Annotated in this window: 11 protein-coding genes, 2 rRNA genes and 1 pseudogene; 7 read left to right on the top strand and 7 right to left on the bottom strand. The window is 62.0% G+C overall.

Annotated elements, in window-relative coordinates:
• Positions 1-31: 31 nt before the first annotated feature.
• On the bottom strand, positions 32-1,384 hold the full coding sequence (locus A9971_RS11140; RefSeq protein WP_011058515.1) for a TolC family outer membrane protein: 1,353 nt from the start codon (positions 1,382-1,384) through the stop codon (positions 32-34).
• A 361-nt stretch (positions 1,385-1,745) separates the two neighbouring features.
• Here A9971_RS11140 and A9971_RS11135 point away from each other — a divergent pair, with 361 nt between their 5' ends.
• A complete protein-coding gene (locus A9971_RS11135; RefSeq protein ID WP_183001971.1) occupies positions 1,746-11,720 on the top strand; it encodes a retention module-containing protein in 9,975 nt (3,324 codons plus the stop codon).
• A 161-nt stretch (positions 11,721-11,881) separates the two neighbouring features.
• Complete coding sequence (locus A9971_RS11130; RefSeq protein ID WP_011058513.1) at positions 11,882-12,220, top strand: hypothetical protein; 339 nt, start codon at positions 11,882-11,884, stop codon at positions 12,218-12,220.
• Between the two features lie 93 nt (positions 12,221-12,313).
• Here the strand turns inward: A9971_RS11130 and lapD are convergent, their stop codons facing one another.
• Positions 12,314-14,260 (bottom strand): cyclic di-GMP receptor LapD, encoded by a 1,947-nt coding sequence (gene lapD / locus A9971_RS11125; RefSeq protein ID WP_053155799.1) that lies wholly within the window; start codon positions 14,258-14,260, stop codon positions 12,314-12,316.
• Positions 14,261-14,274: 14 nt separating this feature from the next.
• Positions 14,275-14,967, bottom strand: coding sequence for a cysteine protease LapG (gene lapG / locus A9971_RS11120; RefSeq protein ID WP_011058511.1), 693 nt, complete (start codon positions 14,965-14,967; stop codon positions 14,275-14,277).
• 290 nt (positions 14,968-15,257) lie between these two features.
• On the opposite strand from lapG, the gene A9971_RS11115 reads away from it, so the two are divergent.
• On the top strand, positions 15,258-16,022 hold the full coding sequence (locus A9971_RS11115; RefSeq protein WP_011058510.1) for a thioesterase II family protein: 765 nt from the start codon (positions 15,258-15,260) through the stop codon (positions 16,020-16,022).
• 65 nt (positions 16,023-16,087) lie between these two features.
• Here the strand turns inward: A9971_RS11115 and A9971_RS33130 are convergent, their stop codons facing one another.
• On the bottom strand, positions 16,088-16,873 hold the full coding sequence (locus A9971_RS33130; protein WP_370059459.1) for a methyl-accepting chemotaxis protein: 786 nt from the start codon (positions 16,871-16,873) through the stop codon (positions 16,088-16,090).
• Between the two features lie 69 nt (positions 16,874-16,942).
• Positions 16,943-17,968: pseudogene (locus tag A9971_RS33125) on the bottom strand (cache domain-containing protein); the annotation flags it as partial.
• A 314-nt stretch (positions 17,969-18,282) separates the two neighbouring features.
• On the opposite strand from A9971_RS33125, the gene A9971_RS11105 reads away from it, so the two are divergent.
• The 4 genes from A9971_RS11105 (at position 18,283) to A9971_RS11090 (ending at position 23,638) form a co-directional block, all read left to right on the top strand.
• Positions 18,283-18,783: a sigma-70 family RNA polymerase sigma factor gene (locus A9971_RS11105; RefSeq protein ID WP_053148356.1), complete on the top strand. Its 501-nt coding sequence runs from the start codon at positions 18,283-18,285 to the stop codon at positions 18,781-18,783.
• A gap of 5 nt (positions 18,784-18,788) precedes the next feature.
• A complete protein-coding gene (locus A9971_RS11100) occupies positions 18,789-19,793 on the top strand; it encodes a FecR domain-containing protein (protein ID WP_019093128.1) in 1,005 nt (334 codons plus the stop codon).
• A gap of 99 nt (positions 19,794-19,892) precedes the next feature.
• Entirely contained in the window at positions 19,893-22,385 is a 2,493-nt protein-coding gene (locus tag A9971_RS11095; protein ID WP_183000603.1) for a TonB-dependent siderophore receptor, read from the top strand.
• Positions 22,386-22,456: 71 nt separating this feature from the next.
• The gene (locus tag A9971_RS11090) at positions 22,457-23,638 is read left to right on the top strand and encodes a PepSY domain-containing protein (RefSeq protein ID WP_152685855.1); all 1,182 of its coding nucleotides are present in this window, start codon (positions 22,457-22,459) and stop codon (positions 23,636-23,638) included.
• 154 nt (positions 23,639-23,792) lie between these two features.
• On the opposite strand, the gene rrf (A9971_RS11085) is transcribed toward A9971_RS11090, so the two are convergent.
• Both rrf (A9971_RS11085) and rrf (A9971_RS11080) read right to left on the bottom strand, forming a co-directional pair.
• A 5S ribosomal RNA gene (gene rrf, locus A9971_RS11085) occupies positions 23,793-23,908 on the bottom strand.
• 115 nt (positions 23,909-24,023) lie between these two features.
• Positions 24,024-24,139 (bottom strand): 5S ribosomal RNA (rrf, locus tag A9971_RS11080).
• Positions 24,140-24,154: the final 15 nt, after the last annotated feature.

Genomic DNA, 24,154 nt, shown 5'->3' with positions numbered 1-24,154 from the left:
ACTCTTGACTGGCTGGTTGGATGAAATTAGCTCAATTCATCCCGGGCAGCTGGACCTTGGGCTTCACATCGCTTTGCACGACGGAGGCCATAGGTGCCACCACTCCCTGGCTTTTGAGCAACTCGCCCATGGTCGCCTTGATTCGATACTGAGTAAATAACTGAATGTTCTGGATCTCGGCCAGGCGCCGGGAGGCGGTGAACAACTCGTTTTCACTGTCGAGCAAGTCCAGCAGGGTACGTTCACCCAGGCTGAACTGCTTCTGGTAGGCGGTCCGCACGCTGGTGCTGTGATCCACATATTGCTGGGCGATCGGCACCTGGGCGTTGGCGTTGTTCAAGGCGTTCCAGGCTAGGCCCAGTTCCTCGTTCAGCACCCGCAGGGCGTTGTTGCGGATATCCAGCGCCTGGTTGGACTGATAGGCCTTGGACTCCAGGTCGGCCTTGTTGCTGCCGCCGGCGAACAGGTTGAAGCGCATGCGCAGCATGGCCTGCCATTCATTGTTGTGGCCGTTCTGGCCGTCCAGGTCGTTGTCGGCAGTACGCCCCAGCTCCGCGTCGAAGCGCGGATAGAACGCCGACTTGGCGGCATCGTACTGCTTCTCGGCAGCGACGATATCGGACTCGGCGGAACGCAGGATCGGGCTGTTTTCCAGCATCTGGTGCCGGGCCTCGTCGAGGTTGGCCGGCAACAGCGCCATAAAACTGGCAGGGCGTTCCAGCTGGTCCGGCATTTCTCCGACGGCACTCAGGTAGTTGGTCTGGGCGTCGGCGAGGTTGGTCTGCTCGGTGATCAGGTTGTTGCGGGCCTGGGCCATCCGCGCTTCAGCCTGGTCAAGGTCAGCGCCGCTACCCACGCCACGCTGGGTACGCAGCTTGATCTGGTCGTAGATACGCTCGTGATTGCGCAGGTTGTCTTCCGCCAGTTGCACGAATTGACGGCGGGTCAGCACATCCAGATAGACCTGGGCCACGGTCAGGGCCGTGCGCTCGGAGGTGCCCAGCAGGGAGTAGGCGCGGGAGTTGACGGTGGCTTGTTGACGCCCGACTTCGCTGGACGTGGCAAAACCGTCAAAAACCATCTGTTGCAGACGCAAACTTGACTCGCCGCGGTTCAAGGTTTCCCAGTGATTGCTGCCTGTACCCGCACGGGTCGTAGGGTTATCCGTCCCTTCACGACCATAGCCAGCTAGCATGTCCACTCGTGGCAGATAGCCACCTTTCGCGGCTTTCAACTGGTAGTCAGCAGCCAGACGGCTGTTCACGCCGGCTTGGATTTCCGGGTGCACATCCAGTGCTTTCTGCATGGCTTCAGGAAGGGTTTGAGCCTGCACAAAGCTGGCGGCTAAGGCAAAGGGCAGGGCCTTGAACAGATGAAAACGCATGGTAAGAATTTCCCTCGGACAGCGTGTCCAGAATCACGTCAGAACGTGGCACCACATCGATTTATTACAACCAAAACAACCGTCCGTCGGAAAGTTCAAACTAAGAACTGGTTCACATACTTCAAGTCAGGTTACCGCGTGAATATCAATGTGACATTAATTCGGCGATTGTTTAGGATGGCGTCCATAAGGTCAATAGTTTGGCATAAAGTTAATACCCAAAAAATATAGCCAAACTTTTGACGATAGATCTGTCAATTACCCGTTCCCAATTACACACCTAGTACGTCCTGACTGAGTTGCGGCCCGCGCCCAAGCCGGTACATGGAAGTCGACTGAGCGGTACACCGGAGAGTCCCCAATGAGCAGTGTTGTTGCCATCGTCAAAAGCATTGTCGGCCAAGTTTTCGTGGTTTCCCCGGAAGGGATCCGACGCGTACTCATTGAAGGGGACCGCCTGTTCGTGGGTGACCAGGTAGACACCGGCCCGGCCGGGGCCGTCACCCTGGAGTTGACCGACGGGCGCACTCTGGACCTGGGGCGTGACACCCAGTGGAGCGGTGCAGCACCGGACTCCAGCACGGACCTGGCACAGGCCACCGCTCAGGCCGCCCCTTCGGTGGCAGAACTGCAGCAGGCCATCGCCGCCGGCGCCGACCCGACCACCGACCTGGAAGCCACCGCCTCTGGCCCGACCGCCGCGGGGAATGGCGGCGCGGCCGGTGGTGGCCACAGTTTTGTGCAGTTGGAAGAGACTGCGGGCCGGGTCGACCCGACCATCGGTTTCCCCACCGCTGGCCTGGGGCTGGCCAACTCGACCCAGGACAACACCTTTGGCGGCCTGACCAACAATGGCGGCCTGGGCAATGGCAACGGCAATGGCAGCGGGAGTGACTCCCTGCGCCCGGCCACCCTGACCCTGGGCGCCACCCCAACCATTACCGAAGCCGGTGGCACCCTGGTGTACACCGCGACCCTGACCCAGGCGCCACTTACCGACCTGACTGTGACCCTGTCCAATGGCGCGGTCATCGTCATCAGCGCCGGCCAGACCACTGGCAGCGTGCAGGTGCCCCTGGCGCCTCAGGACAACGTCTATATCGACCCCGGCCAGATCAGCGTCAGCGTGACCGGCACCACCGGCGGTGGCGGCCTGCTGGTAACGGTCAACCCGACCCCGGCGGTCACCCAGGTCACCGACACCATCGACACCACCACCGTCAGCCTGACCGCTGATGCCAGCGTTACCGAGGGCGGGCAGATCACCTACACCGCCACCCTCACCAACCCGGCACAGACTCCGGTAACCATCACCCTGTCCAACGGCTCGGTGATCACTATCGAAGCGGGCAAGTCCAGTGGCTCGATCGACGTCCCGGCGCCAGCCAATGACGTCTACAAGAACGGCGACACCATCGAAGTCGGTATCACCAAGGCTGAAGGCGGCAACTTCGAGAACCTGCAACCCAGCCCAGACAAAGCGGTCACCACCGTGACCGACAGCATCGACGACACCGGCCTGAGCCTGTCGGCCACCGATACCGTGGCCGAGGGTGGCTCCATCGTCTACACCGCGACCCTGACCAACCCTGCGGGCACCCCGGTCACCGTGACCCTGAGCAACGGCGCGGTAATCACCATCGCTGCCGGTGCCACTTCCGGTACTGCCACCGTCGCCGCCCCTGCCGATGACGTCTATAAAGACGCCGGCAAGGTTGAGGTCACCATCACCAAGGCCGATGGCGGCAATTTCGAAAACCTGGTCACCGACCCGGCTCCGGCAGTTACCGACGTCACAGACACGATCGATACTTCGACCGTCAGCCTGACCGCAACACCAAGCGTGGCTGAGGGTGGCACCGTCGTTTACACCGCATCGGTGACCGCGCCAGTGACCGGTTCGCCGGTCGTCGTCACTCTGTCCAATGGCCAGACCATCACCATTCCAGTAGGTGAGTCGTCTGGCAGCGTGAATTTCACCGCACCCAACGATGCATTGGCGGGCGGCAGTTCGCTCAGCACGACCATTACCAAGGCGGACGGCGGTAACTACGAGAAGCTGGAGGTCAGCGACAAGCCCGCTGAAACCTCGGTAACTGACACACCAGACACCACCACTCTGAGCCTGAGCGCTACCGAGTCCGTGGCTGAAGGCGGCTCCATCGTCTACACCGCCACTCTGACTAATGCCGCAGGTACTCCGGTCACCGTGACGCTGTCCAACGGCGCAGTGATCACCATCGCCGCAGGCGCCACTACCGGCACCACCACCGTCGCGGCCCCGGCGGATGATGTCTACAAAGACGCCGGCAAAGTCGAAGCCACCATTACCAAGGCCGAAGGCGGTAACTTCGAGAACCTGGAGACCAATCCAGCCCCGGCAGTCACCGACGTCACAGACACGATCGATACGTCGACGGTCAGTCTGACCGCAACACCAAGCGTGGCTGAGGGTGGCATTGTTGTTTACACCGCGTCGGTCACTGCTCCGGTAACCGGCTCGCCAGTGGTGGTGACCCTGTCCAACGGACAGACCATCACCATTCCAGTGGGTGAATCGTCCGGCAGCGTGAACTTCACCGCACCCAACGATGCGTTGGCGGGCGGTAGCTCCCTGAGCACCACCATCACTAAGGCCGACGGCGGCAACTACGAAAAACTGGAAGTCAGCGACAAGCCCGCTGAAACCTCCGTCACCGATACCCCGGACACCACCACTCTGAGCCTGAGCGCTACCGAGTCCGTGGCCGAAGGCGGTTCGATTGTCTACACCGCCACTCTGACCAACGCAGCCGGCACCCCAGTAACCGTGACTCTGTCCAACGGCGCAGTGATCACCATTGCTGCCGGTGCTACCTCGGGCACAGCGACCGTCGCAGCCCCTGCCGATGACGTCTACAAAGACGCCGGCAAAGTCGAAGCCACCATTACCAAGGCCGAAGGCGGTAACTTCGAGAATCTGGAGACCAATCCAGCCCCGGCGGTAACTGATGTCACTGACACTATCGACATCAGCACTGTTTCCCTGACTGCTACGCCGAGCGTGGCTGAAGGCGGAACCGTGGTTTACACCGCCTCCGTGACCGCACCAGTAACCGGCTCGCCGGTCGTAGTGACCCTGTCCAACGGCCAGACCATTACCATTCCGGTGGGTGAGTCGTCCGCCAGCGTCAACTTCACCGCGCCAAACGATGCCCTCGCTGGCGGCAGCTCCCTGAGCACCACCATCACCAAGGCGGATGGCGGTAACTACGAGAAGTTGGAAATCAGCGACAAGCCAGCCGAGACTTCGGTTACCGATACCCCTGACACCACCACTCTGAGCCTGAGCGCTACCGAGTCCGTGGCCGAAGGCGGTTCGATTGTCTACACCGCCACATTGACCAATGCTGCCGGTACTCCGGTCACCGTGACCTTGAGTAACGGTGCCGTGATCACTATTGCTGCCGGTGCCACCACGGGTACCACCACCGTGGCCGCACCTGCCGATGACGTCTACAAGGACGCCGGTAAAGTCGAAGCCACTATTACCAAGGCCGAAGGCGGCAACTTCGAGAACCTGGAGACCAATCCAGCGCCAGCGGTGACTGATGTCACTGACACCATCGACACTTCGACTGTCAGTCTGACTGCAACACCAAGCGTGGCTGAGGGTGGCATTGTTGTTTACACCGCGTCGGTCACTGCTCCAGTAACCGGCTCGCCAGTCGTGGTGACCCTGTCCAACGGCCAGACCATCACCATCCCGGTGGGTGAGTCGTCCGCCAGCGTGAACTTCACCGCACCCAACGATGCCCTCGCTGGCGGCAGCTCCCTGAGCACTACCATCACCAAGGCGGATGGCGGTAACTACGAGAAGTTGGAAATCAGCGACAAGCCAGCCGAGACTTCGGTTACCGATACCCCTGACACCACCACTCTGAGCCTGAGCGCTACCGAGTCCGTGGCCGAAGGTGGTTCGATTGTCTACACCGCGACCCTGACTAATGCCGCTGGTACTCCAGTCACCGTGACCCTGAGCAACGGCGCAGTGATCACCATCGCCGCAGGCGCCACTACCGGCACCACCACCGTCGCGGCCCCGGCGGATGATGTCTACAAAGACGCCGGCAAGGTCGAAGCCACCATTACCAAGGCCGAAGGCGGTAACTTCGAGAACCTGGAGACCAATCCAGCGCCAGCGGTGACTGATGTCACTGACACCATCGACACTTCGACTGTCAGTCTGACTGCAACACCAAGCGTCGCCGAAGGCGGCACTGTGGTGTACACCGCCTCCGTGACTGCGCCAGTGACCGGTTCGCCGGTAGTCGTCACTCTGTCCAACGGCCAGACCATCACCATTCCAGTAGGCGAAAGCCAGGGCTCGGTGAACTTCACCGCACCCAACGATGCGTTGGCTGGTGGTAGTTCCCTGAGCACCACCATCACCAAGGCGGACGGCGGTAACTACGAGAAGCTGGAGGTCAGCGACAAGCCCGCTGAAACCTCGGTAACTGACACACCAGACACTACCACCCTGAGCCTCTCGGCTACTGAGTCCGTGGCCGAAGGCGGTTCGATTGTCTACACCGCCACATTGACCAATGCTGCCGGTACTCCGGTCACCGTGACCTTGAGTAACGGTGCCGTGATCACTATTGCTGCCGGTGCTACCTCGGGCACAGCGACCGTCGCAGCCCCTGCCGATGACGTCTACAAAGACGCCGGCAAGGTCGAGGCAACGATCACCAAAGCCGAGGGTGGCAACTTCGAGCACCTGGAGACCAACCCGACTCCAGCTGTGACTGATGTCACCGATACCATCGACACCAGCACCGTTTCCCTGACTGCCACGCCGAGCGTGGCTGAAGGTGGAACCGTGGTGTACACCGCCTCCGTGACTGCTCCAGTAACCGGCTCGCCAGTCGTGGTGACCCTGTCCAACGGCCAGACCATCACCATCCCGGTGGGTGAGTCGTCCGCCAGCGTGAACTTCACCGCACCCAACGATGCGTTGGCGGGCGGTAGCTCCCTGAGCACCACTATCACCAAAGCGGACGGCGGTAACTACGAGAAGTTGGAAGTCAGCGACAAGCCGGCAGAGACCTCGGTTACCGATACTCCAGACACTACAACCCTGAGCCTCTCGGCTACTGAGTCCGTGACCGAAGGTGGTTCGATTGTCTACACCGCGACCCTGACCAATGCTGCGGGTACGCCTGTTACTGTCACGCTCTCTAACGGCGCGGTGATTACTATCGCCGCCGGCGCCACCACGGGTACCACCACCGTGGCCGCACCTGCCGATGACGTCTACAAGGACGCCGGTAAAGTCGAAGCCACCATCACTAAAGCCGAAGGCGGTAACTTCGAGAACCTGGAGACCAATCCAGCGCCAGCAGTCACCGACGTGACTGACACCATCGACAACTCCACCGTGTCGCTCAAGGCCACGCCTTCGGCGGCCGAAGGTGGCAACGTCACCTACACCGCTACCGTCACTGCTCCAGTGACCGGCTCACCTGTAGTCGTGACCCTGGCCAATGGCGAGAAGATCACCATCCCGGTCGGCGAAACCACCGGCTCGGTAAGCATCAGCGCGCCGAACGATGTACTGGTCGGCCATACCCCGCTGACCAACTCCATCACCAATGTCAGCGGTGGTAACTACGAGAATCTGGTCGCCGACAAGACTCCGGTCAGCACCACCGTGACCGATACGGTCGACACCACCAGCGTCAGCCTGACTGCCACTGGCACCGTCGCTGAAGGCGGCCAGATCACCTACACCGCCACCCTGACCAACGCCGCCGGCACTCCGGTGACCGTGACCCTGAGCAACGGTGCGGTAATCACCATCGCCGCCGGCGCCACTACCGGCACCACCACCGTCGCGGCTCCAGCCGATGACGTGTACAAGGACGCCGGCAAGGTCGAGGCCACCATCACCAAGGCCGAGGGCGGCAATTTCGAGAAGCTGGTGCCGAACACCACGCCGGCCGTGACTGACGTTACCGACACCATCGACAACTCCACCGTATCGCTGAAAGCCACGCCTTCGGCGGCCGAAGGTGGCAATGTCACCTACACCGCCACCGTCACCGCTCCAGTGACCGGCTCGCCTGTAGTCGTGACCCTGGCCAATGGCGAGAAGATCACCATCCCGGTTGGCGAAACCACCGGTTCGGTAAGCATCAGCGCGCCGAACGATGTGCTGGTCGGCCATACCCCGCTGACCAACTCCATCACCAATGTCAGCGGTGGTAACTACGAGAACCTGGTCGCCGACAAGACTCCGGTCAGCACCACCGTGACCGATACGGTCGACACCACCAGCGTCAGCCTGACTGCCACTGGCACCGTCGCTGAAGGCGGCCAGATCACCTACACCGCCACCCTGACCAATGCCGCCGGCACTCCGGTGACCGTGACCCTGTCCAACGGTTCGGTGATCCATATCGAGGCCGGAAAAACCACCGGGACGGTCACCGTTCCGGCGCCGGCAGACGACGTCTACATCGACGCAGGCAAGGTCAACGCCACCATCACCAACGCCACTGGCGGCAACTTCGAGAAGCTGGTCACGGACACCACGCCAGCGGTGACCAACGTCACCGATACACTGGACACCACTTCGGTGGGTATCAGCGGCAGCGCCTCGGTCACCGAAGGCCAGACCGCCAGCTACACCGTGAGCCTGACTCACCCGGCGCAGACCGAAGTCACCCTGAAGATCAGCTACAGCGGCACCGCCACCGACGGTTCGGACTTCAGCGGCGTGTACACCGTGAAGATCCCGGCCGGCGCCAGCAGCGCCACCTTCAACGTCGCCACCATTGACGACAAGATCACCGAAGGCACCGAGAACTTCACGGTCAAGATCGACTCGGCCACTGGCGGCAACTTCGAGAATCTGGTGGTGGGCAGCAACAACAGCGTCACTACCTCGATCATCGATAACGACGCTCCGCCGGTCATCGACCTGGATGCCAACAACTCCAGCGGTGCTACCGGGGCCGACTACAAGGTCACCTTCACCGAAGGCACCACAGGCCCTGGCGTGTCGATCGCCGACACCGACCTGAGCATCACCGACCCGGACAGCACCCTGCTCACCGGCGCCACCATCGTGCTGACCAACCGCCAGCCGGGGGACTCGCTGAACCTGGGCAACAGCGTCAACGGCATCACCATCAATGCCAACAGCAAGGACGGTTCGATCACCCTGACCCTGTCGGGCAGCGCGACGCTGGCCGACTACATGCAGCAGATCAAGAACATCACCTTCACCAACAACAGTGAAGACCCGAGCACCACGCCACGGACCATCACCGTGACCGTGACCGACGGCGGCAACTACTCCAACGTCGCCACTACCACGGTCAACGTGGTGGCGGTGAACGACGCCCCAACCGCCACTGGCGGCGCCGTGACCGGCAACGAAGACACCCCGCTGGCACTGACCTGGTCGAACTTCGGCGTCAGCGACGTCGACAGCCCGGCGTCCAGCCTCGGCGTGAAGATCACCCAGCTGCCCAGCGACGGCAAACTGCAATATCTGGACGGTTCGACCTGGAAGGATGTGGCCAACAACCAGACCTTCAGCAAGGCCGATATCGATGCCGGAAAACTGCGTTTCACACCGGACGCCAACGAATCCGGAACCAATGGCTACGGCGGTAACGGCGTGGGCAACCAGCAGGCCGATTACGCCCAGATCAAGTTCCAGCCAACCGACGGCCAGGCCCTGGGCAACACCGGCACGGTGACCGTCGACATCACCCCGGTAGCCGATGCGCCGACCCTGAGCGTGGCCGGCAACAGCGTGAATTCGGTGGGCCTGCTCAAGGAAGTCTGGACCGGCCTCAGCGGCCTGGGCACCGACGGCAGCGGCGCTTCCGCCAGCACTCTGAAATCGGTGATCGACGCTGCCGGCACGCCTAACAGCAGCAGCCTGGCGACCAACGTCCAGTCCGACGGCAACATCACGCCGGGCACTGCGTCGAAGACCTCAGGCCTGATCTACCTGGAAGCAGGCAAGGCCTATACCTTCTCCGGCACCGGCGACGACAGCCTGCTGGTGACCATCGGCGGCAAGAACGTGGCCAGCACCACCTGGGGCGCGGGCGGCAACCTCAACGGTACTTTCACCCCGACCACCAGCGGCTACTACACCATCGATATCTACCACCACAACCAGAGCGGCCCGGGCTCCTACGACGTCAACCTCTCGGTCAACGGCGGGGCTGCGGTGGACCTGAGCAACGCCGGCGTGCCGCTGTACACCGGCGTCACCGACCTGACCAACGCCGGAGTCTCGGTGTCCGACCTGCACGGCACCAACGGTGAAGGCTACTACGACGGCTTCAAGCTCAACGAGGGCGGCGAAGGCGGCAGCGTGCATCTGTCGAAGATCAGCACCGGCCTGACCGATACCGACGGCTCGGAAACCCTCAGCGTGAAGATCAGCGGCATTCCGGCAGGCTCGGTGCTCAGCGATGGCGCCGGGCACACCTTCACCGCCACCGCAACTTCCGGTGAAGCCAACGTCACCGGCTGGAACCTGGGCAACCTGACGGTCACGCCACCGCCGTACTACAACGGCACCTTCAACCTGAACGTGACCTCGACCTCCACCGAGTCACTGGGCGGCTCTGCCAGCACTTCGGCGCAGATCCCGGTCAAGGTCTACCCGGCGGTCTACAACTCGGTGGTCGCCACCTCCGGCGACGACACCGTCACCGGTACCGATGGCAACGACATCGTGGTCGCCGACATCGGCGGCCTGACCGTGGTCCCGGGCACCAACTACAACATCGCCTTCATGGTGGACAGCTCGGGCAGCATGAGCAGCGCCTCGATCACCGCGGCCAAGAATTCCCTGACCTCGGTGTTCAATACCCTGAAGAACAGCATCGGCAGCGCCGGCTCGGGTACCGTGAACATCTTCCTCGCCGACTTCGATACCCAGGTCAACAAGTCGGTGTCGGTTAACCTCAACGACCCCACCGCCCTGGCCCAGCTCAAGGCGGTGCTGGATTCGATGACGTCCGGCGGCGGCACCAACTACGAAGACGTGTTCAAGGCCACGGCCAACTTCTTCCAGAGCAGCCAGGCCACCGGCAACAGCAACGCCACTAACCTGACGTACTTCATCACCGACGGCCAGCCGACCTACTATCAGAGCGGCGAGCAGACCAACCCGACGCTGTACGGCAACGTGCGCCTCGACGATGTGGTGACCACCAGCAACTACAAGCTGGGGGAGACCTTCAGCACAACCATCGACAGCAACCACATTCTCAGCGTGAGCAGCAACGGTACGGTCAAGCTTCAGACCTACAGCACCAACTGGTGGGGCGGTGGCTCCTGGAATACTGCAACTCTGGGCACCCTGCACGCACAGGGTGACGGCACCTACGAGTTGTCGAACCTGGCGGGTACCGGCAGCAGCACGGACTACTACACCTCCACCAACTCCAGCAGCGGCTTTGCCTTGCTGAGCGGCCTGTCGAACGTCGAAGCCATCGGCATCAACAACGGTGTCAGCCTCAACGACCTCAAGCCCTATGACAGCGATGGCAAGCCGCAGACCAACATCGATCCGAATGACCTGGCCAACTCGATCATCGGTCACACCGAAGCCACCATGCCGGGGGCCGACAAGGTCAGCGGCGGCGACGGCAACGACATCCTGTTCGGCGATCTGGTGAGCTTCAACGGCATCGCCGGCGAGGGTTACCAGGCCATGCAGGCCTATGTGGCCAAGCAGAGCGGGGTCGATGTGAGCAAGGTCACCACCAGCAACGTGCACCAATACATCACCGAGCACTACAAAGAGTTCGATGTGTCTGGCAGCCACGACGGCAACGACACCCTGCTGGGCGGCGCCGGCAATGACATTCTCTTCGGCCAGGGCGGCAACGACCTGCTGGACGGCGGCAAGGGCAATGACATCCTGCTGGGAGGTACCGGCAACGACACCCTGATCGGTGGCCAGGGCAACGATATCCTGATCGGCGGTTCGGGTGCCGACACCTTCGTCTGGAAGGCCGGCGACACCGGCAACGACGTGATCAAGGACTTCAAGGCCAGCGAAGGCGACCGCATCGACCTGCGTGACTTGCTGCAGGGCGAGAGCGCCAGCACCATCGACAACTTCCTCAAGATCACCACCGTGGACGGGGTCTCGACCCTGCAGGTCAGCTCCGAGGGCAAGCTCAACGCCGCCGGGGGCCTGGCCAACGCCGACGTGACGATCAAGCTGGAAGGCAACAACTGGTCCAACGCCAACATCAATTCGTTGATCGCCGGCAGCGACCCGACCATCAAGATCGATCACAACAACAGCTGACCGGCCCCTAGCGGCCACCCCCCGGGGTGGTCGCCGGGCCCCGGCAGGCAGCCCGCGGCGTGACGAGCGCCGCGGCGCACCGCATACTCGCGCTCTGAATGCTGCGTTGGCCTATGCTGCTGCCTGCCTGACGCCGGAAACACATGCCTGAGGGATTCGCCATGTTCTACGTGCAACGCGATGCACAGGGCCAGCTGATTCGCGTGGAAGCCGCCGCTTACGCCGAGGCCACCGAGACGCTGCCCGCCGACCACCACGAGATCCAGACCTGGTACGCCAACGAGGCGGTGGAAGTCAGTCTCAAGCAACTCAAGCAAAGCGACCTGGAAATGATCCGGGTGCTGGACGACCTGATCCAGCTCCTGACCCTCAAGGGCGTGATCCGCATCACCGACCTGCCGGCCGCGGCCCAGGCCAAGCTGATGGATCGCACCCAGGCCCGCGAGGCGCTGGGCGGTTTGAGCCGGTTGATCAATGACGATGAAACCGGATTGATCTGAACCCTTTTCGCCAGCCGACTCCTACTGTAGGAGCCGGCTTGCCGGCGAAAGCGGTTTAAAGGCCTGTAAGCAGGACCGCCGGCGAAAGCGGTTTCAACCCCAGGGAGCCGGCTCGCCGAACAGCTGGCCCTGCACCCCGTACAAGCCCATCTCGCGAATCACCTGCAACTCGCCCTCGGTCTCGACCCGTTCGGCAATCAGCGGCAGGTCGATGCTGTGGGCCGCGCGCTGGATGGCTTCGATAAACAGGCGCTTGTCGCTTTCCTGATCGATGTCGCGGATGTAGCTGCCATCGATCTTCAGGTAAGCCAGCCCCAGGCGCGCCAGGTTGCCGATCATGCTGAAGCGCCCACCGAAGCGTTGCAGGCTGAGGGAGAAACCCAGCTCGCGCAGGCGCCGGGTCAGCTGTTCCAGCATGGCCTGCTCGGGTAATTGCTCTTCACCGATCTCCAGGGTCAGGCGCGGACCCAGGTCGGAATGCTGGCGCAGGATCTCGAACACCCGATTCAGGGCGTGCGGGTCCGCCAGGGTCGCCGCCGACAGATTCAGCGCCAGGCAGTCTTCGTGGCTCGCCATCTGTCTCAGCACCTGTTCGAGCATCAGCAGATCCAGGCGCGAGGTCCAGCCGAAACGCTCCAGCCACGGCAGGAAACGCCCGGCCGGAATGGTCTGGCCCTGTTCATCCAGCAGCCGCGACAGCACTTTGTAGTGCAGCACCAGGTGGGTGTCCCGAGCGGCCACCACCGGCTGGAAATACAGCTGGAAGTGCTGCTCCGACAGCGCCCGGTCCAACAGTCGGTGCCAGGCATGGTGGTCATCCCCGACCTGGGCACTGGCGCCTTGATCGAGGCAGGCCCAGCTGGTGTCACCCTGGGCTTCGGCCTGGGCCAGGGCCTGGTCGCCGAGGCTCAGCACCGCTTGCGGCGAATCACCGTGAGCAAACGCCGCCAGGCCGATGGAGGCCACTGAGGCAACATCGGTGGCGCCGGTGGCGTGCAGGTTGCCCAGGGCACTGTCCAGGCTCTGGGCCAGCTGGATGGCTTCCTCACGCACCAGCCCCGGCGCCAGCACCGCGAACTCGCCACCACGGACCCGGGTGACCAGGTTGTGGGTTTCCGGGTACTTGTCGCACTCGCGCAGCAGTTGTTCACCCACCGCCTTGAGCAACTGGTCGGTGCGCTGGCCGCCCAGGCGCTGGTTCAGCCCGGCCAGGTCCTTGACCCGCAACAGCAACAGGTAGCCGGAACTGGCCTGCTCGGGGTTGCTTACGCGGGCGTGCAGCTGCATTTCGAAATAACGCCGGTTGGCCAGCCCGGTCAGGCTGTCCTGATAGGACTCGGTGCGCAGTTTCTCGCTGCGCTCGGCCTGCTCCTGGAACAGCGCCTTGAGCTTCTCGACCATCTGGTTCATGGCCTGCACCACCCGCCGCAGCTCCGGAGTCCGGGGCAATTGCGGCAGGCTGAGGAATTCACGACGGGCAATGGCGTGGGACTGCTGGACCATGTAGTCCAACGGCTTGAGCTGGCGCCGCAGCAGCAGGGCGCCGAGCACCGCGCTCACCGCACCGCAGATCAACAGCCAGCCCAGGCTGCCCAGGGCGCTCTGCCAGAGCTTGGCCACGGCAAACATCGGGTGGCTGAGCACCTCGACCCGAGCCGCCTGTTCCCAGCCGCGGCTGACGATGGCATCGCCACCCGCCGGTTCCAGGCCGATCAGGCTGACAAACCACTGCGGCACGTTGCCGACTTCCGGGATGCCGCTGCGCTCGACAAGGGTCTTGTCGGTGGCCAGGTCCACCACCCGGATACTGGCGTAGTAGCCACTGTCGAAGATCGAGCTGACCATCAGCTCGACCATCGCCGGGTCGTCGATGTTCGGCGTCAGCGACAGTGCCAGGGCAGTGGCGGCATCCTGGGCATGGGAGCGCAGCTGATTGACATACTGGGTGCGCGAGCTTTCCAGGCTGACCATGAAGCTGCCGCTGAAGGCGACCACCAGGAACACACAGATTGCGATCAACAGTTGTTTGAACAAAGACATCTGAGCTCGTGCTCCTAGTTAGTCGTCTCGACCGGAAAACCTTCGGCCTGCATTTTTTTCAACACGTCCTGCCAACGGGACAGGCGCTTGGTGTCGCCCACCCGCTTGTTGCCTTTGGCCCCCGGCAGCCACAGACCCTCGGCATTGAAGGAGTACACCGGCAACAGGTCGGTACGCTCGCTGGCCGGGCGGATCGAGTCTTCCAGGCTGTCGAGCACCAGAGGCATGGCCTCCGGGCTGGAATAGTAGGTCAAGACCATGTGCGCACGGTTCTGGCGCAGGGCCTTGACGTAGGTGATGCGCAGTTTGTCACTGGAAACCCCGAGGTGGCGCAGGCTGAAATACTTGGCGATCGCGTAGTCCTCGCAATCGCCGGCGCCTTTCCACAATGCCTCGATCGGCGTTTCCCAATAATCCACCTGGTGCCACAGGTCGATGTCTTCCACGTAGCGCATGTTCTTGTTGAAGAACAGGTTGACCACCTTCAACTGTTCGCGCTCGGGCACCTGCTTTTGCGTGGCCAGCAGGTGCTGCCAGGCATCGATGCGCGGCTGCCCTTCGCCCAGCGGACCGTAGAGCGCCGTGGCACGGCGGCTGATCAGGGAGAAATCCCAGTCGGCGTGCAGGCTGCCCAGCAGTGCGCCGGCCAGCAGCAATGCCGCGCAGAACCAGCGCAGGGTCCGAGAAAGAGCTAAACGTGCCGCCAATGCAATGCGTCCATGGGAGCTGTCGTAAATCGGCTGATGGTGAAGGCTGGCCCGGCAAAAAACAATGGCACCTTACAATCACCAGCCGCCGGAAAAGAGCCGGCGCGAAACATTCAGAGCATAGCCGCAAGCCGCGTTCCGGCGACCGACAGCAACCGCCCGCCCGGCCCGGCACACACGTGCCTTCACGGACGACAGGCACTATGTTAGAAACCATCCGCAGACTGCGACGCCCTCTTCAGGCTGCCTCTGGCCGGCGCAGTGCCGGCCCACTTGCTTAAGGAAAAGCTGTGTACACCGACACCCGACAATGGACGCTGGTGATCAAACCCGGGCAAGCCACCCGGATCCGCCTGATCTGCTTTCCCCAGGCCGGGGCGGCAGCCGAGCAAATGCGGGTCTGGTCCAGTGGCCTGGCCGATCATATCGAGCTGGTGGTGCTCAACCTGCCGGGGCACGGTCCGCGCCGTGACGAAGCGCCCTGCGACAACTGGCCCAGCCTGCTGGAAAACACCTTCACCGCCCTCGACCCCTGGCTCGGCGAGCCCCATGCGCTGTTCGGCCACGGCCTGGGCGCGCTGCTGGCCTACGAGACCAGCAAGCATGCCCAGGAACGCTTTCCCCAGCAGACCCGCCACCTGTTCGTCTCCGGCTGTCGCAGCCCGGATAGCCTGCCGCGCCGGCCCTTGCTCCACTCCCTGCCCATCGCCGCGTTTCGCGAGGCGATCCTGACCCTCGGCGCCAGCCCCCTGGAGATGCCCCGCGGGCAGAACGACCTGCAATCCTACGAACGCCTGCTGCGCAACGGCCTGAAGCTTTTCGAAACCTGGTACGACACCTCCAGCGGTTGCCTGGATGTGCCGTTGACGGCCTTCTACGGCAGCGAGGACCCGCTGGCCACGGCCAACCTCATGCTCAACTGGCGCGAGTTCACCGGCCGCGAGTTCGAGCTGATCGAAGTGGCCGGCAATCACTTCTTCATCAAGTCCCAGCGCCAGCGCCTGTTGCAGGTGATCAATACTCACCTGGGGCTGCTGGGCGACCACCCGGCCTGATCGGTGCCCATGAAAAAGCCCGCCCTGCCGTGAGGCGGGAGCGGGCTTGAAAGTGACGCGAAACCTCAGATCTTGAAGCTGTCCACCAGCTGCTTCAGGCGGCTGGCCTGCTGCGACAGGGCATCGCAATCCTTCAGGGTTTCGTTGAGGTTGGCCACGCCCTGCTGGTTCAGCAGGTTGATCTGGTTGATGTCGACATTGAGGGTCTCCACCACGGCCGTCTGCTCTTCGGTCGCCGCCGCCACCGACTGGTTCATGCCATCGATCTCGCCGATCCGCTGAGTCACGCTGACCAGCCGCGCACCGGCCTGGTTGGCCACTTCGACGCTCTCTTCGCTGGACGCCTGGCTGGCGTTCATGGTCGACACCGCTTCACGGGAGCCGACCTGCAAGGAGGTGATCATCTTGTGGATCTCTTCCGCCGACTCCTGGGTACGATGAGCCAGGTTGCGCACCTCGTCGGCCACCACGGCGAAGCCACGACCGGCTTCGCCGGCACGGGCCGCTTCGATGGCCGCGTTGAGGGCCAGCAAGTTGGTCTGCTGGGAGATGCCCTTGATCACGTCGAGAATGTGCCCGATGTTGTCGGTGCTGGCGTTCAGGGTCTCGATCTGAGTGCAGGACAGGCTGATCTTCTGCGACAGCTCGGTCATGGCCTGGATGGTCTGTTCCACCACTTGGCGACCGTCGTCGGCCTGTTCGCTGGCGCCACTGGCATGCTGCGAGGCATCGGCGGCGTTACGGGCGATTTCCTGGGTTGCGGCCCCCAGTTCGTTGATCGCGGCGGCCACGCTGTTGGTGCGAGCGCTCTGCTCGTCGGAACCGATGATCGAAGCGTTGGACGAAGCCATCACGCGCTGGGACAGGTCGTGTACCTGGCGGGTGGCCGAGGACACTTCGGAAATCGAGGCATGGATCCGCTCGACGAACTGGTTGAACGAGCTGCCCAGTTCGCCGAATTCGTCCTTGCTCTCCACCACCAGGCGCCGGGTCAGGTCGCCCTCGCCCTGGGCGATGTCCTGCATCGCACGGCCCATGGTGATCAGTGGGCGCATCAACACCTGGATCAGCAGGGTCAGCAGTACGGCGATCACCGCCACGGCGATAAACATCGCGATCAAGGCGGAAGTACGGAATTGGCTCAGCGGTGCGTAGGCCTTGTCCTTGTCGATGGACAGACCGATGTACCACTCGGCATTCGGCAAGCCGGTCACCGGGGTGAAGGAGAGGATGCGCTCCTGTTTGTTCAGGACCACTTCCTGGTTGCCGTTTTCGATCCGTACGTTGGCGCCGGGGTAGATGTCCTTGAGGTTCTTCATCACCTGGTCCTTGTCCGGGCTGACGATCACCTGACCGTCGGCACTGACCAGGAAGGCGTGGCCCAGGCCACCGAAATCCACCGAGTTGATGATCTTCACCAGGGTTTCCAGGCTCAGGTCGCCACCAACCACGCCCAGCAGTTCACCCTGCTTTTTCACCGGCATGGCGATGGTCACCACCAGGCCACCGACAGCCGCCATGTAGGGCGGGGTCAGCATGGTCTTGTCGGCGGCGACGGCCTGCTTGTACCAGGGGCGCTGACGCGGGTCGTAGCCGTCGGGCATCTTCGCGTCAGGGCGCTGGGTGAAGGTGCCGTTGGCCTGGCCGACGTAGGTGAACTGGAAGTTCGAGGTAAAGGCCGGTTGGTCCACCAGCCCTGGGAAATCTGCGTTCTGACCTTGGTGAGCAACGTTCTGCGCGAGGTTCTCGAGCACCAGGATCCGCCCGCTCATCCAGTTCTGCACACTGCTGGAGGTGAGCTCACCGGCCTGCTGGATAGAGGATTCGAGGTTCTGTCGGATGGTGTTTCGCTGCAGGTAGTCGTTGTACAAGGTGAACAACGCAAAAGCCAGAACCACTACGCCGGAGGCGGCCAAAAGGATTTTATGGCTGAACTTGAGATTCATTTCATGGGACTTCTTATGCCGAAAGTGGGGATGCGTCCGTAATGCAACATTCCATGTAACAGCGCAGGCGATGTTCTCTGACCGCTCTACTTTGGTGCACGCATGTCTTATCAGTCTTTCGGCAAGAATCTGCGAACCCTTAGAGATTTTTCTGAATTACTCGCCTGAATTTGCCTAATCCCGCCGAACGGTGTTCCAGAGCATCCGTGGCACATTTTCAGATGACCGACAGTGCGCTGCTTATTGCCAAATCGATAAAGCCTCAATGACAATGCGACTAATTATCATTAGTGACACTCAGGCAGTCCGCGTCCATGTCATCACCCGAGTTCGCCGTACAGACGCTCTACAGCCATCACCATGGCTGGCTCAACAGCTGGCTGCGCCAGCGCCTGGGCAATGCCGCGGATGCTGCCGACCTGGCTCAGGACACCTTCGTACGCCTGCTGCAGAAAACTGAACGTCTGGAACTCAAGGCCCCCCGGGCTTTTTTACGCACTATCGCTCGGGGGCTGGTAATCGATCACTGGCGCCGCGAGGAAATCGAACGTGCGTATCTGGAAACCATCGCCCACTTGCCCGAAGCCCAAACACCCGGCGCTGAAGCTCGGGCGTTGATTCTGGAGCTGCTGGAAAGCATTGCGCGGATGCTTGAAGGGCTGAAGCCGAAAGTACGTCAGGCTTTTCTCCTGGCTCAGTGCGAGGAACTTACCCACAAGCAGATTGCTCAGCAGATGGGCCTATCCCTGCGTACCGTCGAGCGTTATGTCGCCCAGGCGCTCTACCATTGCTACCTGCTGCGCTACGAGAGCTGAAGCCTGTGGATAACTTTCCCGCCAGCCTGCCGCTCAAACCCAATCCCGATCACCTGGTGGTCAAGCAAGCAATCAACTGGTTGCTGCGCCTGCGCAACAACGGTGCCAACCCCAAGCTGCAGCAACAGTGCGATCTGTGGCGGGCGGCGCACCAGGAGCACGAACTGGCCTGGCAGCGGGTGCAATCGTTGCAGCAGGAACTCACGGCCAACCTGCGTTCAGTGCCGGGGGCTCAGGTGGCCTTGCATACCCTGGAACACAGCAGTCAGCGCCTGGGCCGGCGCCAGGCCCTGAAACTGCTCAGTGGCGCCCTGCTCCTGGGCTCCAGTGCCTGGGTCGGCAAGGATCTGCTGGGCTGGCAACAATGGAACGCAGACTTTGCCACCGCCGTCGGCGAGCAGCGAGGCTTCCAGTTGCCCGATGGCACCCGCCTGGAACTCAATACCGACAGCGCGGCGGACCTCAACTTCAATGCCGAGCAGCGCCTGATCAAACTGCGCCGGGGCGAGATCATGGTGTCCTGTGGAGCCGATCACGGCCCTGCCCGCCCGCTGCTGGTGGAGAGCCGCCACGCCCTGCTGGAAGGCTTCGACGCCCGCTTCGTGGTGCGCGTGGAGGAACGCTGCACGCGCCTGAGCGTGACCCACGGCAGCGTGGCCATTCATGCGCCGCACACCGCCGACGGCCGTAGCGCCCGGGTGGAAGCAGGTCAGAGCTATCAGATCAGCCATGGCCTGGCCGAACCTGCGGCCCCCCTGGCGATGGACGTCGGCGCCTGGGCCGATGGCCTGATCGTTACGCGCAACATGCGCCTGGACGACTTCCTCCAGGAGGTCGGCCGCTATCGCCATGGCTATCTGGGCTGCTCGGCAGCGGTTGGCAATCTGCGCCTTTCAGGTGTGTTCCGCCTGGAAGACACCGACAAGTTGCTGGCCATCCTGCCCCAGACCCTGCCAGTGCAGTTGCGCTACCGCACCCGTTGGTGGGTGACCTTGGGGCCAGTGGCTTGAAATTCACTGGGGTGATTTTTTTTGGCGGGTTTTGCCAGGACGTCCGGCTTAGTCAGTAAGCACTTCAATCTGCTTCCTGCGACTTCAACGGAACCTACCATGACTCTGCGCGACACCCGCCCAAGCTCACCCTGCGCCCGCCCCTTGCGCCAAGCCATCCGCGCCGCCCTGCTGTGCTCCAGCATCGGCCTCGGCACAGTGGCGCCCCAGGTGCTGGCCGCCGCTAGCGCTGTTGATGCCCCGCGTCACAGCTACAGCGTGGCCCCGGGCAACCTCGGCGATGCCCTCAACCAGTTCGCCCGGCAGGCCGGGATCACCCTGTCCACCACCCCGGCCCTGACCCAGGGCAGGCAGTCCCCCGGACTCCAGGGCGACTACTCCATTCCCCAGGGCCTGAACCAGCTGCTGCGGGGTTCGGGACTGGAGGCGGTCAGCCAGGACGGCGGCAACTACGTACTGCGGCCCCTGCCCCAGGGCAGCGCCCTGACCCTGCCCGCCACTGAGGTCAAGGGCTTCGCCCTGGGCAACGCATTGGGCAGCATGGAGGGCTACAACGCGACGCACAGTCAGATCGCCACCAAGACCAGTACAGCGTTGCTGGAGACCTCGCAAAGCGTCTCGGTGGTCACCCGTGAACAGATCGACGACCAGGGCGCGCAAACCGTCGCCCAGACCATGCGCTACACCCCCGGCGTGCTGACCAATCCCTATGGCGCCACCCATCGCTACGACTATGTAGCGATGCGCGGCTTCAACGATGGTTCGGTGGACAACATCTACCTCGATGGCCTCAAGTCCATGGGTGACAGCGGCACCTACAGCAGCATGCAGGTCGACCCCTACTTCCTCGAACGGGTGGATATTCTCAAGGGCCCCTCATCGGTGCTTTATGGCCGCAGTTCCCCTGGCGGCCTGGTGGCCCTGACCAGCAAAAAGCCTCTCTACGAGCCCTATCACCAGATTCAGGCAACCGTGGGCACCCAGGGCAAACAGGGCCTGGGGTTCGACTTCAGCGGCCCGCTCGATGACGACAAGCGCGTTGCCTATCGGTTGATCGGCCTGACGGACAAGTCCGACACTCAGTTCGACCACGCGAAGGAAAAACGCTTCGCCCTGTCGCCGACCCTGAGTATCGACTTCAGTGAAGACACCTCCCTGACGCTCCAGGCCTATTTGCAGAATGACCCCGATGGCGGCTACCACGGCGGCATGCCGGCCAACGGCACCCTGAACCAGCGCAATGGCCAGCGCATTTCCGAGCATTTCTTCGAGGGCGAGCCGGGCGTGGATGGCTACAAGCGCGATCAACAGTCCTTCGGCTATCAGTTCGAGCATCGTTTCAACGACACCTTCACCGCCCGCCAGAACTTCCGCTACCTGGACTCCAAGGTGAAGCTCGACCAGGTCTATGCCTATGGCTGGACCAATGCCACCAGCAATGACCTGAACCGCTATTACTCGGGTGGAGATGAGAAGCTCCACTCCTTCATCGTCGATAACATGCTGCAGGCCGAATTCCTCACCGGCGACGTCAAGCACACCTTACTGCTGGGAGCCGACTATCAACGGCGCAAGACCGTGGTCGACTGGGACCAGGGAACCCTGCAGCCGATCAATGCATTCAACCCGGTCTATGGCAACTCGACGATCAACTACTACAGCCACACCAGCTATTTGCGGCGCCTGGAACAGACCGGTGTGTACTTGCAGGACCTGATCGAGCTGGACAAATGGCGCTTCTCCCTGGGGCTGCGCCAGGACTGGGTGGAGACCTCGGATGAAAACCGCCTGGCTGAAGCCCAGCGCCCACTGGGCACCGAAATCAGCGACAAACGCACCAAGCTCACTGGGCGTGCGGGCGCGCTCTATCTGTTCGATAACGGTCTGGCGCCTTACGTCAGCTATTCCGAGTCATTCAACCCCAACTCCTACGCAGACAGCGCAGGCAATCCGCTGCCACCTACCGACGGCACTCAATGGGAAGTCGGGCTGAAATATCAGCCACCAGGTACGGACAACTTGTTCACTGCCTCGTTGTTCCGCATCGACCAGGAGAACCTGGCGTCGAAGCTGCCCCAGGAAAACTTCTATCGTGCGGTGGGTGCTGTTCGCTCCCAGGGGCTGGAGCTGGAAGCCCACATGCAGCTGACCGACAACCTGAAACTGCTGGGCAGCTATACCTTCACCGACATCCAGTATTCGAAGTCGATGACCAGCACCCTGAGCAGCGCCACCAACCTCATCGAGAACAAGGGCAACTCGCCTACTCAGGCACCTCGGCAGATGGCGTCGCTGTGGGCCGACTACAAGTTCGACAGCGCGACGCTGGATGGCCTGCGCCTGGGCGGCGGTGTGCGCTATGTGGGCTACAGCTGGGCCGATGCCGAGAACACCATGAAGGTACCGGCCTACACGCTCTTCGATGCCTCCATCGGCTATGACCTGGGCAAGCTGGGCCTCAAGGGAGTGGATGTACGGCTCAATGCCAACAACCTGACCAACGAGTCCTACGTCGCCTCCTGTGCAAGCTTGAGCTACTGCTACCTGGGCGAAGTTCGCAATGTCGCCGCCACGGTGAGCTACCAGTTCTGATCTAGGTTGACTCCAACAAAGCCAGCGCCTGTCAGCAGCCGCTGGCTTTGTCGTCTCTACGGAAAAATGTCATGCGCGCCATTCTGGTTCTATTGCACCGCTACATGGGCCTGGCCACCGCAGTGTTCCTGCTGCTGGCCGGGCTGACCGGGAGTGTCCTGGCCTTTCATCACGAGCTGGATGAGTGGCTCAACCCCGAGTTCTATCACACGCCTGGCAAGGGGCCGGTGCTGGCCCCCGGCGCACTGGTGGATAGCGTTCAGGCCGAGCACCCGAGGCTGCAGGTCTGGTACATGGAATATCCACAAGAAGCCGGGCATGCCGCGCTGCTGGCAGCGGTGCCACGCACCGACCCGGCCACCGGCCAACCGTATACCGAGCGCAATCAAGTATTTTACTTGGACCCGGTTACGGCCCATCAGCAGGGGCAGCGCTTTTGGGGCGCCTGCTGCTTCCAGCGGCAGAACCTGGTGCCTTTTCTGCTGGAGTTCCACTACAACCTGAGCCTGCCCGGCAATTGGGGGCTGTGGTTGATGGGGCTGGTGGCCATTGCCTGGGTCATCGACTGTTTTGTTGCCTTGCTGCTGACCCTGCCTCGTGGACGGCCGTTCTGGCACAAGTGGGCCACGGCCTGGAAGATCAAGGGCGGCCATGCCTATCGGCTCAACTTCGACCTGCATCGCGCCGCAGGCTTGTGGTTATGGCTGCTCCTGCTGCCGATCGCCATCAGTAGCGTGGCCATGAACCTGCCGAGCCAGGTGTTCAAACCCGTGGTGTCATTGCTCTCGTCCATCGAACCCAGCGTCTATGAAGCTCGGGGACGAGTACCGGCGGCAGAGCTGGGGATAACCCGGCTGACTTATCAACAGGCCTATGAACGGGCTCTGGAAGAGGGGCAACGGCTGGGCTTGAAGGAGACGATTGGTGAGTTGTATTACAGCTTTGAATACAACTTCTATGGAGCAGGTTTTGGTCGGCATGACAGCCAAGCCCATGGTAAGTCCTGGCTGTTCTTCCACGGTACGGATGGGCGCTTGCTGGGGCAGGAGATAGCGGGGCAAGGCACCCTCGGAGAGCGCTTCTACCGACTGCAACTGCCCATACATGGAGGCAGGATCATCGGTACCACGGGGCAGGTGATCATTGCTCTATTGGGCGTTCTGATTGCCGTGCTGGCACTGACCGGCATCTATATCTGGTGGCGTAAGTTAATCGCCCGTAGAAGCAGCAAGATGCGTAAGAACAGGGCGTAAGAGGCAAACAAATGTGGTCTTGATGACTGCTTACTCGATGCTGATGAAGCCCTGAATCCACCCTGCAATCTGCTTCTGCCACACAGCACAGGCTTTATAGCGCACAAAAACAAAACCCCTCTCTGCGTGAGCAGACAGGGGTTTTGGAATTTGATCTTGACGATGACCTACTCTCACATGGGGAAACCCCACACTACCATCGGCGATGCATCGTTTCACTTCTGAGTTCGGGATGGGATCAGGTGGTTCCAACGCTCTATGGTCGTCAAGAAATTCTGTGGCCGATCCGTTCAACTTGAAAGTAGAACGTGTCAGCAAAAAATCAGTAACTCCTATATAAAAACAAAACCCCAACTGCATGCGCAGTTGGGGTTTCGGAATTTAATCTTGACGATGACCTACTCTCACATGGGGAAACCCCACACTACCATCGGCGATGCATCGTTTCACTTCTGAGTTCGGGATGGGATCAGGTGGTTCCAACGCTCTATGGTCGTCAAGAAATTCGGTAGCCAG

The sequence above is a fragment of the Pseudomonas sp. UME65 genome (genome assembly GCF_014170225.1).
GTDB lineage: Bacteria > Pseudomonadota > Gammaproteobacteria > Pseudomonadales > Pseudomonadaceae > Aquipseudomonas > Aquipseudomonas protegens.
The sequence above is the reverse complement of the archived record's forward strand: the minus strand, read 5'-3'. Positions and strand labels throughout refer to the sequence as shown.

What these genes read in the sequence shown, in the direction of transcription:
- A9971_RS11140 (WP_011058515.1), bottom strand. Translation starts at nt 1,384, where the DNA reads ATGCGTTTTCATCTGTTCAAGGCCCTGCCCTTTGCCTTAGCCGCCAGC.
- A9971_RS11105 (WP_053148356.1), top strand. Translation starts at nt 18,283, where the DNA reads ATGTCATCACCCGAGTTCGCCGTACAGACGCTCTACAGCCATCACCAT.
- A9971_RS33130 (WP_370059459.1), bottom strand. Translation starts at nt 16,873, where the DNA reads ATGGCTTCGTCCAACGCTTCGATCATCGGTTCCGACGAGCAGAGCGCT.
- A9971_RS11135 (WP_183001971.1), top strand. Translation starts at nt 1,746, where the DNA reads ATGAGCAGTGTTGTTGCCATCGTCAAAAGCATTGTCGGCCAAGTTTTC.
- A9971_RS11095 (WP_183000603.1), top strand. Translation starts at nt 19,893, where the DNA reads ATGACTCTGCGCGACACCCGCCCAAGCTCACCCTGCGCCCGCCCCTTG.
- A9971_RS11090 (WP_152685855.1), top strand. Translation starts at nt 22,457, where the DNA reads ATGCGCGCCATTCTGGTTCTATTGCACCGCTACATGGGCCTGGCCACC.
- A9971_RS11130 (WP_011058513.1), top strand. Translation starts at nt 11,882, where the DNA reads ATGTTCTACGTGCAACGCGATGCACAGGGCCAGCTGATTCGCGTGGAA.
- lapD (WP_053155799.1), bottom strand. Translation starts at nt 14,260, where the DNA reads ATGTCTTTGTTCAAACAACTGTTGATCGCAATCTGTGTGTTCCTGGTG.